This is a genomic window from Neptuniibacter sp. PT8_73 (genome assembly GCF_047778045.1).
GTDB lineage: Bacteria > Pseudomonadota > Gammaproteobacteria > Pseudomonadales > Balneatricaceae > Neptuniibacter.
The window spans coordinates 289,979-304,192 of sequence record NZ_CP180545.1 but is presented as its reverse complement, the minus strand read 5'-3'; the positions used below and the strand labels follow the sequence as shown (position 1 = coordinate 304,192).

Below are 14,214 nucleotides of genomic sequence, written 5' to 3'. Positions count from 1 at the left end.
TTTAAGTAGATATTATTGATGAAAAAGCTACCTCTACTCCTCGTTATCCTAAGTGCAATTGCGGCCTTCTTTATATTTGATCTGGCCCAATACTTAAATTTGGACTTTATCAAAAGTAATCAAACGAGCTTCGAACAGTATTACGCTGAGAACCCAATCAAGACAGTAGCGATCTTTTTTGGGCTGTATGTGCTCGTTACAGGACTGTCTTTACCCGGTGCTGCCATTATGACGCTGATTGGCGGTGCACTATTTGGACTCGTTACCGGCTTACTCATCATATCTTTCGCCAGCACCATCGGAGCAACTTTGGCTTTTCTCTGTTCCCGCTTTCTATTTAGGGAAAGCATTCAAAACCGATTTGGTAAGCAGCTACATTCTTTCAATGCGGGCATGGAGAAAGAAGGTGCTTTCTACCTCTTTACCTTGAGATTAGTGCCGATCTTCCCCTTCTTTATGATCAATCTAGGTATGGGTCTAACCCCAATCAAGACGTGGACATTCTATTGGGTAAGCCAGGTAGGTATGCTGGCTGGGACTGCCGTTTATGTAAACGCAGGCACACAACTAGGTCAGTTAGAATCGCTCTCAGGTATTTTGTCTCCAGGGATCCTACTGTCATTTACTTTATTAGGTTTATTTCCACTGATTGCTAAGAAAGTGATCGATCTACTTAAAGCGAAACAGGTCTATGCCGGTATTCAAAAGCCTTCTACATTCGACACTAATATCGTTGTTATAGGAGCTGGTTCTGCCGGACTAGTCACCTCTTACATTGCAGCAGCAGTAAAAGCCAAAGTCAGTTTGGTTGAAAAGCATAAGATGGGAGGCGACTGCCTAAATACCGGCTGTGTACCCTCAAAAGCTCTGATTCGTTCCGCTCGCTTTGTAGCGGATAGCAAACGTAGTCAGGAATACGGCATTGAGCAAAGCGAGGTGAAGTTCAATTTCTCTGATGTTATGGAGCGAGTATCCAAAGTCGTTGAACAAGTAGAACCTCATGACTCGATTGAACGCTATACAGGATTGGGCGTCGATTGCGTAACTGGCAACGCAACCATTCTTAACCCTTATGAAGTGGTCGTAAACGGAGAGATCATTACGACCAAGAATATTGTAATTGCCACAGGCGCTAGACCACGCATCCCTGCAATCAAAAACATAGAAGCCATGCAGCCACTGACTTCAGATAATCTCTGGCAGATACGCGAATTACCGAAACGCCTGTTAGTACTCGGCGGCGGCCCAATAGGCTGCGAATTAAGTCAATGCTTTGCCCGATTTGGTTCTGAAGTGAGCATCGTTTTACGTGGCGATCACATTATGCCTAAAGAGGACAAAGACATCTCTGACTGGGTTAGTCAGCGCTTTGATCAGGAAGGTATCAATGTATTAGGCAATCGCAAAATGTTGGAGTTTGTTGAACGAGAAGGAAGCAAGTACCTTGTTTGCGAACATAAAGGCCAGATGGAAGAGATTCCCTTCGATCAGCTTTTGGTTGCTACTGGGCGACAAGCTAATGTGAACGGCTTTGGCTTAGAAAATTTAGACATACAAACCAAAGCTGACGGAACTCTAGAAGTAAACGAGTACTTACAAACAAAATACCCGAATATCTATGCTTGTGGTGATGTAGCGGGCCCATTCCAGTTCACACACGCCGCAGCTCATCAAGCTTGGTATGCAGCAGTAAACGCTCTGTTCGGTCGTTTCAAGAAGTTTAAGGTGGATTACTCGGTCATTCCCGCAGCAACTTTCACCGATCCAGAAGTCGCACGTGTGGGTTTGAACGAGTTAGAAGCCAAAGAACAGAATATCGCTTACGAAGTCACCAGCTTTGATCTTGAAGAATTAGATAGAGCAATAGCTGACAGTGACAATCACGGTAAGGTTAAGGTACTAACAGTGCCGGGCAAAGATAAAATTCTTGGGGCAACCATCGTGGGGCCGCACGCTGGAGAACTTATCACCGAATTTGTCACCGCCATGAAGCATGGCTTAGGCTTTAACAAAATCTTAGGCACTATTCATATTTACCCAACCATGAGCGAGGCTAACAAGTACGCGGCTGGTGAATGGAAGCTGGCAAACGCTCCTCAAAAACTACTGGACTGGGTAGCGAAATTTCACCGTTGGGAACGTGGTCAAAAGTAACGCTGTTTTACTAATCTGATAAATTCAGGCCAGGCCTGTTTTAACCATAATCTCTGATAAAGGCAGGTGATTTTAAACCAGCCTTTATCTTCATATTTTCGCGCACTAGTAGATAAAGGAACTGAACAGCATTTCAGTTTTATGCCCTGCTGACGCGCATACCAAACGAACAAGTGATCTTCACCATAAGCGACAGCCTCTGGGTAGCCTCCTACCTGTTCAAATAAGGACTTTGAGATTAAAAAGCCCTGATCGCCAAAGGGCACTGCCAAAATTCGAGACCGAAGGTTCGCACCAAGCGCATTGATAGGCATCGCAGCAGGCCCGTCAGCAATAAAAGTCAGTAAACAATAATGCAGACGTTCAGGATAACGTTTTAAATTATCCAATAAGCTGGATACTAAACCGCTTTCGAATCGACTATCTAAGTGGAGAAACCAAATATACTGTCCCCCAGCCTCTTTTGCTCCGCGGTTCATCTGTATGGCTCGACCAGGCTTGGTGCAAAACCATTTTACCGAGTAATTTGATAAGGAAGTGCAACTCTGAGCCAAGGCAAGCTGAGCTTGCTTACAAACAACAAAAATCAACTCAGCGCCGTCAGGGAGGTGTTGTAAGTCGTGCAACAATCCCTGCGGGACCTCTGCTTCAGTAGGCCCCACAGGAATAATGACGGAGAGGAAAGGCTTAGGCACTCAACAGTTCCAACAGCTCTTTCTGGGATTGGTTCAAGCTGTCGCGCGGCGTTAATACAGCAGATGCCAAACTGCTACGACTAGCGCAATCGAACGCTTCTTCTGGGCTGTTAATAAAGGCGGTAAGGACTGCCTTTGCTTTTTCTAAACTTGCACCATAACGGGCAATCACCTGCTCCACACTCACATGATGCGCAGGATCATCCATCCAGCAATCATAATCGGTCGCTATAGCAATAGTGCAATAACTGATCTGCGCTTCTTTTGCTAAAAACACCTCTGGCACATTGGTCATCCCAACTAAGTCACAACCCGCAGCGCCTCGTAAGAAGAAACTTTCGGCTCTAGTACCTAATCGCGGCCCATCAACACAACCATAAGTTTTATTTCGATGCAGGGAAATACCTACCGATTCACCCGCTTTTTCAAGCGCATCAGCTAGAGGTTTTGAGGTGGGCTCGGCAGTGGAAACATGGGCTGCTAAACCGTTACCAAAAAAGCTCTTCTCGCGATTACCTTTTACAAAATCAAAGTACTGATCTGGCAGCGATAGATCGCCTGGTTTTATCTCTTCTTGCAGACTGCCGACAGCGGATAAACCGATTACCTGCGTAACCCCAAGCTTCTTTAAGGCCCAGATATTTGCACGATAATTTACTTCCGAGGGCAGTAACTCATGACCACGGCCATGACGGGGTAGGAAAAACAGATCCCTTTCACCCATCCGACCTTGCAGAATAGGGGCCGAAGGGGAACCAAAAGGTGTCTCTATCTCATGCTCCCCCGTAACCTCTAGCCCTTCTAACTGATATATACCTGTACCACCAATGATTCCTAACACACTCGCTCCTTATCCTTCACTACAAGACGCACCGTAAGCAAAACAGCTATAACAGCGATGATGCTTCATGCTTACTCGGTGCTCTAAACTTTCTCTTAAGCTACCGCCCAAATCGTACTCTTCGTCATCATCCACCAGCGTACAAGCATAGACGCGCATCTGACCATTTTTCTTCACCACCATTTTGCTAAAAGCGCACATAAAATCTTTACGGCTCTCTTCCGTTTGGTAAGTGGTCATACATGCTGTAGTTACCTGAGGCACCTGAGGAAGACTCCCCGGTGTGGCAAAGTCAGGGAATGCGACCAAATTAAGATCGCGCGGCAAACCGTATTCAACAAAGAGTGCTTTAAATGCATCATCAACCGACGCTTTATCTTCCTCTTTATCCATATGCCGAGCGACAGATATATGAAACCCTAAATCATATAGCTGCTTTAGGCCGTTAAGGGCGCTAACAAAATTACCCTCACCGCGCCCCGCATCATGTTCTGCTGCTGTAGGCTTATCTAGGCTTACCCGAAAACTCACGGGGTAGTTCGACTCGTTTAATGTCGCAACTTCTGCCATCCGTTTTTGGATGGCTTCCGTACCATTGGTTAACACAAGGCAGGGTTTAAACTGGGAGGCGTACGCCAATATTTTGATCAGCTGTTTAGCGAGAAATGGCTCACCTCCGGTAAATGAAAATTGTTCAACACCAAGCTCAAGAGCTTCATCGATGTAAGGCTTCACATCCTCAAACTTAACCAGTTCCAAACGTTTATCACCTGGGGCTGAGCCTTCTAAACAAAAAGGACACTGCAAATTGCATGCAGTACCAGTGTGAAACCATAATTCACGTAAAGTAAAAGGGTCGATATATCCCCGTGTCTCACCTTGCGGGGTTTTATACCAATTTTCCGTATGGATACGCTGCATAAATGACCTGTTTATTCCTAACTTGTAACCATCCTGTTATTCACTATAGGCGTTATCAACTGCAGTAATGCTTTTCTTGCAGGCCGCCGATCCGATTTGAGATCCTCGATCAATCGCACCAGATCTGCTTCAAGATCAATATCATAAGTCGGTTCGATATAGCCCACTGACAGCCCTGCATCTAAACAACACTCTTCGAGTCCTTGAGCCAAACGCTCAGTACTCCAAGGCAGTGTTTCAATATTCGGCCATGCAACCCCTGAAGCCATCACGGTGACGCCTCCGTCATCGGCCTTACTGCAAACAACATCATAATCAGCCATCTTATGGCAAACCTGCTGAAGAAGGTCCAAGGTTAAAATCGGTGCATCAGTTCCGATAGTCACTATGTTTTGATGACCTTGCTCTCTCAAACGTTGATCAACTGTATTGATCCTTTCGCCAAGATTACCCGATGGCTGTGGAACTACCTGAACGTGCTCACCGTCCAGTAATCCCTCTGCCCACTCAACCTCATCAACAGACGCGGGAGACAGAACAACCCTACCTGACCAAGCTTGTGCATCCTCGAGTGCACACTGCAACAAAGCTTTGGCAATCTCAAACGTTGTTTCAGCACCTAATGAGGCCGCTATGCGTTGTTTACCCTGCCCAATACGAGGCTGCTTACAAAAGATTAATAGCGTAAAAGCTTTGCTCATATACAGGAGTAACCTTTAATTAAATTCCCTAACTGGTTGATAGACCTAAGCTTAACGCGATAGTTCAAGGAAAACATATTCCCACTTATAGCAAAAGTTAATCTGCTACCACCCTTCTGCTAAAACCAAGGCTGTGATACAACTCAAGCATAAATTTTTTATCGAAGGGCTGCTATGAATCAGGTAATCCAACTTCTTAACGCACATCGTTCTATCCGAAAGTTCACTGATAAACCGGTTAGCCAAGAGCAGATCAATCGTTTTATTCAAGCGGGCCAAGCGGCAGCCACTTCGAGCTTTATACAAGCTTGCACCGTCATCCAAGTAAATGATTCAGAAAAACGTGCATCACTAGCAGAATGGGCAGGTAATCAAACCTATGTTAAAGAGGCGCCGACCTTCCTAGTCTTCTGTGCAGATATGAAACGCCATCAACTAAGTTGCGATATGCACGATGCTGAGATGCTATCTGGATTTACCGAGCAATTTATTACGGCCACAGTCGATTGCGGATTATTTGCACAAAACGTTGCCATTGCAGCCGAATCTGAAGGGCTAGGCGTGGTTTATATTGGTGGTTTGCGGAATAAGATTGATCTGGTTTCCGACGCATTAAACTTACCAGAACTGGTCTACCCTGTATTTGGCATGTGCATTGGTGACCCTGATCAAGACCCCGAAGTGAAACCTCGTTTACCATTGGATGTTGTGCTGAAACATGATCAATACGATGACAGCCAAGATAAAGAACTCATTGCCGCTTACGACCAAGATGTACAAGCGTATTATAAGAGTCGCACCGGCGGTCAAAAGGATATGACTTGGAGCGAGCAAATTTCAGGGATGCTGCAAAAAGAAGCACGCCCACATATGCTTTCTTTCCTCCAACAACGCGGCTTTTTACAGAAGTGAGCCTTGGATAAGGTTATAATCAATAGCATCTCGAGCGAATCAATAGGAGCCAAGACATGACGGGATCAATTGAAGCAGGTGAATCTCTGGATCTACTTCTAGCACGACAGCCTGTATTCAATAAAAGTCAGGATGTAGTCGCTTACTTGCTACTCTATCGTAATGATGATGTGCAAGCACCCAAAACGATCAACGATCATCTGGCAACGTCTTCCGTTATACTCAACACTTACGCAAGTATTTGCGAAGAAGGAGAGGTCCGCTCCTTACCTTGCTATATCAAGTTAACCGATCAAACGTTAATGGCGGATAATTTTCCTGATCTGCCAAAAGAAAGCTTTATCCTAGAAATTCTGGGACACTCCAAAATCACCCCGGAATTTGTTGAACGGGTAAAAATACTAAACCAGCAAGGCTACAGAATCGCTCTATCTGATTACCGTCCTCACCCTAAATATGAACCACTGCTCAATCTTATCCACATTTTAAAGTTAGATATTCAGAAAACGGGGATAGACCAGTTACCTCAAGTCGTAAAGGATCTACGTCCTTACCATCTTGAATTACTGGCGGATAAGGTAGAAACACAAAACGAATTTCGCAAATGCCATGAACTCGGTTTTGCTTTGTTCCAAGGCTACTTTTTAAGCAAGCCAGAACCTGTAAAAGGTAAAAAGCTAGGCAGTAGTAAAGTACTGCTTTTGCAGATGATGGTAGAGCTGCAAAGCCCACAAGCCACTGCTCAATCGGTTGAGCAATTGGTTATTAATGATCCATTGCTCACCTATCGAATCCTACGCGTGGTTAACTCTGCTGCATTTAGCTTGCAACGAGAGATTGAGTCTCTTTCCCATGCTATTAGCCTGCTCGGTTTCGAACAGATCCGAAAATGGGTCAGCCTATTTTTAGTGACAGATACACAAGAGAAACCCGAAGAACTGACTCGCAGTATGCTTGTTCGCGGTCGAATGTGTGAGCTACTTGCCGAGATGCTTGGGCGAGATCAACCAATTAATAACTTTATCACCGGTCTTTTCTCTAAACTCGATGTCCTTTTGGATATGGAAATGCCTGAACTACTCGAGCAAGTCCCTCTTCAAGCCGAAGTGAAAGCTGCACTTCTTACCAATGAAGGTCAGCTAGGGCAAATTCTAGATCAAGTTTGTCATTACGAGCGTGGCGACTTTGAAGATCTAGATCTCTTACTAGACCAGCATTTCTATGAAGCTGCTTATCGCCATAGCCTGAGCTGGTCACAACAAGTGATGCAATCTTTAAGTGATAAATAACAGGCTCATTTGTGCCGATACTTGAGAATATCGAACTCACCCTGCTGCTAATTTTTGCAGCAACTGGGACTTCATTTATTACTGCCGCTATGGGGATTGGTGGCGGTGTACTACTACTAGTAATTCTCGCCTCTTTTCTGCCCGCTTCCGCACTGATACCTGTTCACGGCCTTGTTCAACTAGGCTCCAATGGCAATCGTGCGATTGTTACTCGACAGCATATCGACTGGGAGATGGTGATTAGCTTTAGTATCGGTGCCCTAATTGGATCGGCATTAGCCTCACTCATCGTAGTACAACTACCACTGACGTTTATTCAAATTTCCGTTGCACTATTTATTCTTTTTTTAGTCTGGGGACCAAAACCCAGCGCGCATCAGATGAGCAAAAACGGCCTAGTCGTCGCCGGTGCAGGCACAACCTTCGCGTCCATATTTGTCGGAGCAACTGGTCCTCTAGTGGCTGGTTTAGTACATAGGCAAAATTACGACAAACACAGCAGCACCGCAAACTTTGCCACCTGCATGAGCATGCAGCACTTACTCAAGATATTTGTATTTTCTTTTGTGGGATTTGCTTTCTGGCAGTGGCTGCCGTTGATTGTACTGATGATTCTGGGTGGGATGGTAGGCACTTGGCTTGGACTTAAAATGCTCAACCGTATTCCAGAGAAGCAGTTTAAAGCACTTTTTAAAACCGTTATTACACTACTGGCTCTGAGACTACTTTGGCAGGCCTCTCAACAGTTGTTATAAAGATAGTAAGTTATTCGCACACGGATTTACCTAACCGATCTAAAAAGCTTTCGCGATTTTACATTCCAAAGTGCCATCCTGCAGAAACGATAGAACCTATAACTCTCGCGGGTAATCTTATATAACAAACCCACTTTAGTTTTTGCATCTAACTGAATATAAGTACCCAAATCATTAGGAGACGATACAACTGGTGGTAAAACACCTAAGGCAGGGACCTTATGCAAATAGGAGCTACCAATAAAATAGTCAACGGAGTAACACCATCTAGCACTTGCTGCGAGAAAAGCCTTAGCCCCCTCAGGTGATATAGAATACCCCCCTGTTCGCATATCATTACAATCCCAATAAACGAGATCTAAGCTATCGTTGACTGATTGAACAAGAGAATGATTACCAAATTGAGTTTCTAACCGAATGTATCCATATTTTTCATGAAGTATCTCTATCTCTTGCAAAGCCTCTTTAAAGCCTTCCAAAGGGATAGCGTCATCCTCTAAGATAACAATTGGTTTATTTAACTCAATACACTTTTTCCAGAGTAGATAATGGCTTGCATAGCAACCTCTCTCCCCATTAGAAAGAGGTCTACTTTTGAAAACTTTACGAAAGTTATCATCAGGCAAATTGACTAGCTCAGCAGGCAATCCCTTATGGCCATTAATCGCTTCAAAGATCTCATATTCTAGTTCCACATTATTGAGTATGTTTGCAATTCGCTCACGTCGCTCTGAAGCTTCTGGCAAGCTAATAATGAATATATCCATGATCTCTAGTGGTAACAGCTGACTTAATTAGAAGGGTAGTTTAACATGATGCCCCTACCCTACATACTGTTTTAACGTACTTAGACACCTATGAACAAATCAATCCATGCAATTTGGCTAGGCAAAACAATGCCCCCTCTGTCACACGCTTGTGTGAACGACTGGAAGAAGCAAGGTTATGAGGTAAAGCTATGGACTGATGCCTCAGAGCAAGTCATTGAATGGATTAACGAGTGTGAATTTGCGAAAGAGTGTTACAAAAGAGGACTTTTTGCATTTGTGAGTGATTATCTAAGAATTCGCATATTGCATGATTTCGGAGGATTGTATTTAGACACCGATGTAACTATTGTTCGTGACCCTTTTGAGTTATTTGAGGACTGCCATTTTTGTGTAGGGTTAGAAAATGATAGCTTAGTTGGGACTGCATCTATTTTCGCAACCAAATCTCACAAAATCTTAAGTCATCTACTCCATTTTTACCAAAAAGAGATCATGTCTTCGCCCTTGTATATGGGGCCCGATATCATGACAGCAGTATTAGAACCTCTTAAAGAGGCGCCTGAGGTTAAAGTTTTAGACCCTGACTATTTTTTCTCCTATCAAGGAGAGAACATCGAATTTACCCACCCCAAAAATGCTCATTTAATACACTGGTATCAACATACTTGGAAGAGTCACAATATCCCATTTTTGAAATCTAAACATAAAGGGTTGCTTGGAAAAATATACGAGTACCAGAAACCATTCTTCAGGCGGAAGTAGGCTCTCCATTTCCTTTTAAAGAAGCCATATATCTGTCATATCGTTCTGAAAGTGGACTAGAAAAAACAGCTGCCATAATGACGGTAAAAGTCCACAACCCAGATTTCATATACCAATAAGATTCAAAGATATTAACCACCAACCAATAGATTAAGAACATGATCGCAAGATATTTAATAGGTCGAGCACTTGCGCTATTTAGTTTACATCTAAACAAATCTCTTATTGGTAATACTAATATTAGTAGGCATAAAAGCAGTCCCAAAACACCAAAACGAAGCAAAGTAGCAACATAAGAACTATGAACATGCTGAAACTTAACTCTAACTGCTTTTGGTAATCTGGACGACTCCTCTATAAGATGTGCCTCTACCCCATTGCCGAAGCCTAAAAATGGACTTTTACCTATCCAAGACACTGATTCAAACCACAATTGCAGCCTAATACCAACACTAGTAAATGGTGCGCCTGAGAAATCTCCAGTCATTACATAATCAGTTATTATAGATAGCTCTTTATTCAATCTATTATTGATAAATTCTGTATTCCCAACCACAAGCACGATGGCACAAAGAATTAAGATTAAGGAAACATTCTTTAGAAAAATCTGCTTATTAAGATACATCCCATAAATTATTGCGCACACCATAGCTAAAACAATAGCTAACATAGCTTGCCGAGTTTGGGTAATTACAAGAAGAAGAAAAAGAAAAGAAACCAACAATACAGCCCCCCCTAAAAGAGGCTTATTTATCACCGGCTTATTCAATAGATAGTTGCAGTAGCCTATCATAGCCAAGATAGAACCACCGATTATCAATGCCCCATGTTGAGCATTCCTATAATCAAAATCGATCCGCTTCCCAGACAACCCAGCTAAAATATCGGCGTATAAAGAACCATTCAAGTGAAGGGTAAAGATTGATCCAAGGGTAAATGATATCAAGAGGGCCCATATATATTCCTGTCGCCCTCTCAACCAAAAAGCCACAAAGAAAAACACGAAAAACTCTAGAAGGTTTCCTACTTTAGGAGAGCTAGTTGCGAGCTCTGGATAGAAGCTTAAGCAATAATACCAACTACCTAATTGAAGGATTATAGCTAGCGGAATGAGCCACAATATTTTCTCATGTTTAAAAAAAGACCAGTGTATTACTACCGCCGCCAGCGACCCTAAGATCATTAAAGACTGAAATATATCCGCAAACAATTTCCATGAATCTTTAAATGCCGCATAGATACACGCGCTTATCACCATAAATAGGATAAATTTGTTGGATTCAAAAATTCTCACTAAATTGTTGCTTATCATTTCTAACACTTACCGGAGCTTTTGGTCATATGCACGAAGAGGTAACTCGCATCACCGATTCCATACACACACTATTTTATAGCTTATTATTTTTTCGCCCATATGATATCAAGACCTAAGGCTAATTCAGAAGCAAATCAGTAATAAAAGCCTCCTATTCGGACATACGGCTGCATGACCCATATCAATAAAGAACCCCGCTATAAGCGGGGTTCTTCAGAGCGAGAAATGCGATTGTATGATCAGTCCAGTTTAGATAGATCTCGAACAGCACCTTTATCAGCTGATGTTGCCAACATACCAAATGCTTTCAGTGCAGCAGAAACCTTACGTGGACGAGCCTCAACTGGTTTCCAGCCAAGCTTATCCTGCTCTGCACGGCGTTCCGCTAACTCTTCATCAGAAAGCAACACATCGATTGTGCGGTTAGGGATATCGATACGGATAATATCACCGTTACGAACTAGACCGATTGCACCACCTGCTGCAGCTTCTGGAGAAACGTGGCCGATCGACAGACCAGAAGTACCACCAGAGAAACGACCATCAGTCAGCAATGCACAGGCTTTACCTAGGCCTTTAGACTTGATGTAAGACGTTGGGTACAGCATCTCCTGCATACCCGGGCCGCCTTTAGGGCCTTCGTAACGTACGATAACAACTTCGCCCGCTACTACTTTATCATCAAGAATATTCTGAACCGCTTCATCTTGAGATTCTGTAATATGTGCAGGGCCTTCGAATACAAGGATAGACTCATCTACACCAGCAGATTTAACCACACAGCCGTCTAACGCGATGTTACCTTTCAGTACAGCTAAGCCACCTTCCAAAGAGAACGCATTATCTAATGAACGGATACAACCATTCTCACGGTCACCATCCAGTGTTGGCCAGCGTGTAGATTGGCTAAATGCTGTCTGAGTTGGAATGCCCGCAGGGCCAGCACGATAAAACTCCAATACTTCTGGAGATGGGTTACGCATGATATCCCACTTATCCAGTGCATCTTTCATCGTCGGAGCATGAACCGTTGGCACATCTGTGTGTAGCTTACCGGCACGATCAAGTTCGCCCAAAATACCCATAATACCACCAGCACGGTGAACATCTTCAATGTGGTATTCAGGCGTGTTTGGCGCCACTTTACATAGCTGCGGCACTACACGGGATAGACGATCAATATCGTCCATTGTGAAATCAATCTCAGCTTCCTGAGCGATAGCCAACAAGTGAAGGATCGTATTCGTTGATCCGCCCATAGCGATATCAAGCGTGATGCAGTTTTCAAACGCTTTAAAACCTACAGAGCGCGGAAGAACTGATTCATCATCCTGCTCATAGTAGCGTTTTGCCAAATCTACAATGGTACGACCCGCTTCTAAGAACAAGTTTTCACGATCAGCGTGAGTTGCAACTACAGTACCGTTACCAGGAAGCGCAAGACCTAGCGCTTCTGCCAAGCAGTTCATAGAGTTCGCTGTGAACATGCCAGAACAAGAACCGCAAGTCGGACAAGCAGAACGTTCTACTGCATCAACCTCTTCATCAGACGCATTTGGATCTGCTGCAAGCACCATCGCGTCAACTAGATCTAGCTTGTGCTCAGCCAGTTTAGTTTTACCCGCTTCCATTGGGCCGCCAGTAACGAAAATTACTGGGATATTTAGGCGCATAGACGCCATTAGCATGCCCGGTGTGATCTTGTCACAGTTCGAGATACAAACAATCGCATCCGCACAGTGAGCATTTACCATGTACTCAACAGAGTCAGCGATAATGTCACGCGAAGGCAAAGAGTAAAGCATGCCGTCATGACCCATCGCGATACCATCATCAACCGCGATCGTATTGAACTCTTTAGCAACACCACCCGCCTTTTCAATTTCGCGAGCAACCAGCTGTCCCATATCTTTCAGGTGTACGTGACCTGGAACAAACTGAGTGAATGAGTTTGCCACTGCAATAATTGGCTTGTGGAAATCCTCATCCTTCATACCTGTCGCACGCCATAAAGCACGTGCACCCGCCATATTACGACCTGCCGTCGATGTCTTTGAGCGATATTGTGGCATTTCAATGACCCTTGTTTGTAATAATTTTGCTTAGCTATCGAGTATAACAGAACCGTTGCGAAAACCTTCGTTCCAATATTGCTTTGTTCGCAACAGCATATACCACGAAATGAGTTACCAAATGCACGAAGCTAATCCGACCAATAGATTAAAATTATGCATGTTCCGCCCCTTGCAGAGTCGAGGCCCGCACTCTAATCTTGGCAGCTTAGTTGTGTTAGAGGTTAATCATGTCCAACTTAGATAAAAAAGAGATTCGCTCTGACAAGTGGATGCAATTGTTCATGAAGTCGGGAATCCCTGTCGCCATTATCAGCGTTATCTGTTTATGGGTAGGTTCATATTTCAAAATCCCTTCCCTAGGCCAAATATTTATTGTTACTGCTGCGATTGCGCTTGCGATCGGTATGGCTTACAACGTTCGCTTTGTCATTCTTTCGGTTAGACAATTAAAAGAAAAACAAAAGAAAGACTGATCCGCTCTCAGTATCTCAATTTCTGTCTGGGAAATTTCTGTGGGGAAACCCTCCTCACAGAATACCATTCACACTCGATACAGTTTCACGCCCGTAAGCTAGGCTATAAATTCTTTATATAAGTAATTTATCTGGTCACACGAACTATTTACTATCCATTCCATTGTACGGGATACTTAGAAACTAACGGTCCATCCTGCATTCTTCCGAGAGTCAGATTTTAAGGCTTAATATTCTATTGTTTGTGTAATCTGAATAGCGACCTGCACCAATGAGGTTTTCCTACATGCTTAAGCAGCAGATTCGATATGCTGTATTTTTGCTAAGCCTAATGACTGGCCTAGCACCTGTGGCAATGGCAGACGATTCGCCATTAACACTCAAGCAAGCCATGACCGCTGCAATTGAAGCAAGCGGTGGTGAAGTGATAAAAACAGAGACAACTGAATTTAAAGGACGTGCCGTTTTTAAAATTCGCCTCGTTAAAGAGGGTCATGTCAAAGATGTCTTGATCGACGCCAAAAGCGGCGCCGTGATTACCCCAAAATAAG

At 43.8% G+C, this 14,214-nt stretch carries 14 protein-coding genes; 7 read left to right on the top strand and 7 right to left on the bottom strand.

Translation table 11 applies throughout. From position 1 onward, the window contains the following. Positions 1-18 precede the first annotated feature (18 nt). Positions 19-2,154 (top strand): dihydrolipoyl dehydrogenase, encoded by a 2,136-nt coding sequence (lpdA, locus tag ACMXYN_RS01320; RefSeq protein WP_415893148.1) that lies wholly within the window; start codon positions 19-21, stop codon positions 2,152-2,154. Here the strand turns inward: lpdA and ACMXYN_RS01315 are convergent. The 4 genes from ACMXYN_RS01315 to ACMXYN_RS01300 all read right to left on the bottom strand — a co-directional run bounded on the left by ACMXYN_RS01315 (position 2,145) and on the right by ACMXYN_RS01300 (position 5,312). Beyond that, positions 2,145-2,744 (bottom strand): hypothetical protein, encoded by a 600-nt coding sequence (locus ACMXYN_RS01315; protein ID WP_415893147.1) that lies wholly within the window; start codon positions 2,742-2,744, stop codon positions 2,145-2,147. The genes lpdA and ACMXYN_RS01315 overlap by 10 nt on opposite strands. Before the next feature lie 97 nt (positions 2,745-2,841). Beyond that, positions 2,842-3,690 carry an MTAP family purine nucleoside phosphorylase gene (locus ACMXYN_RS01310; RefSeq protein WP_415893146.1) on the bottom strand — a complete coding sequence of 283 codons (849 nt, stop codon included), beginning with the start codon at positions 3,688-3,690 and terminating at the stop codon, positions 2,842-2,844. A gap of 9 nt (positions 3,691-3,699) precedes the next feature. Further along, entirely contained in the window at positions 3,700-4,611 is a 912-nt protein-coding gene (locus ACMXYN_RS01305; protein WP_415893145.1) for a radical SAM protein, read from the bottom strand. Between the two features lie 17 nt (positions 4,612-4,628). After that, a complete protein-coding gene (locus tag ACMXYN_RS01300; RefSeq protein WP_415893144.1) occupies positions 4,629-5,312 on the bottom strand; it encodes a TIGR04282 family arsenosugar biosynthesis glycosyltransferase in 684 nt (227 codons plus the stop codon). A 174-nt stretch (positions 5,313-5,486) separates the two neighbouring features. On the opposite strand from ACMXYN_RS01300, the gene nfsA reads away from it, so the two are divergent. Genes nfsA through ACMXYN_RS01285 form a run of 3 tightly spaced genes read left to right on the top strand, consistent with a single transcriptional unit; the run spans position 5,487 to position 8,268 of the window. Next, on the top strand, positions 5,487-6,224 hold the full coding sequence (nfsA, locus tag ACMXYN_RS01295) for an oxygen-insensitive NADPH nitroreductase (RefSeq protein ID WP_415893143.1): 738 nt from the start codon (positions 5,487-5,489) through the stop codon (positions 6,222-6,224). A 56-nt stretch (positions 6,225-6,280) separates the two neighbouring features. After that, entirely contained in the window at positions 6,281-7,513 is a 1,233-nt protein-coding gene (locus tag ACMXYN_RS01290; RefSeq protein ID WP_415893142.1) for an EAL and HDOD domain-containing protein, read from the top strand. A gap of 11 nt (positions 7,514-7,524) precedes the next feature. Continuing rightward, positions 7,525-8,268: a sulfite exporter TauE/SafE family protein gene (locus ACMXYN_RS01285; RefSeq protein WP_415893141.1), complete on the top strand. Its 744-nt coding sequence runs from the start codon at positions 7,525-7,527 to the stop codon at positions 8,266-8,268. A 26-nt stretch (positions 8,269-8,294) separates the two neighbouring features. On the opposite strand, the gene ACMXYN_RS01280 is transcribed toward ACMXYN_RS01285, so the two are convergent. After that, positions 8,295-9,035, bottom strand: a complete 741-nt coding sequence (locus tag ACMXYN_RS01280) for a glycosyltransferase family 25 protein (RefSeq protein ID WP_415893140.1) — start codon at positions 9,033-9,035, stop codon at positions 8,295-8,297. 90 nt (positions 9,036-9,125) lie between these two features. Here ACMXYN_RS01280 and ACMXYN_RS01275 point away from each other — a divergent pair, with 90 nt between their 5' ends. Further along, positions 9,126-9,800, top strand: a complete 675-nt coding sequence (locus ACMXYN_RS01275; protein WP_415893139.1) for a glycosyltransferase family 32 protein — start codon at positions 9,126-9,128, stop codon at positions 9,798-9,800. Here ACMXYN_RS01275 and ACMXYN_RS01270 read toward each other — a convergent pair. Continuing rightward, complete coding sequence (locus ACMXYN_RS01270) at positions 9,787-11,094, bottom strand: O-antigen ligase family protein (RefSeq protein ID WP_415893138.1); 1,308 nt, start codon at positions 11,092-11,094, stop codon at positions 9,787-9,789. The genes ACMXYN_RS01275 and ACMXYN_RS01270 overlap by 14 nt on opposite strands. Positions 11,095-11,354: 260 nt before the next feature. Continuing rightward, the gene (gene ilvD / locus ACMXYN_RS01265) at positions 11,355-13,187 is read right to left on the bottom strand and encodes a dihydroxy-acid dehydratase (RefSeq protein ID WP_415893137.1); all 1,833 of its coding nucleotides are present in this window, start codon (positions 13,185-13,187) and stop codon (positions 11,355-11,357) included. A 230-nt stretch (positions 13,188-13,417) separates the two neighbouring features. Between ilvD and ACMXYN_RS01260 the strand changes: the two genes are divergently transcribed. Continuing rightward, positions 13,418-13,663, top strand: coding sequence for a hypothetical protein (locus tag ACMXYN_RS01260; RefSeq protein WP_415893136.1), 246 nt, complete (start codon positions 13,418-13,420; stop codon positions 13,661-13,663). A gap of 286 nt (positions 13,664-13,949) precedes the next feature. Further along, a complete protein-coding gene (locus ACMXYN_RS01255) occupies positions 13,950-14,213 on the top strand; it encodes a PepSY domain-containing protein (protein WP_415893135.1) in 264 nt (87 codons plus the stop codon). The last annotated feature ends 1 nt before the right edge of the window (position 14,214 follow it).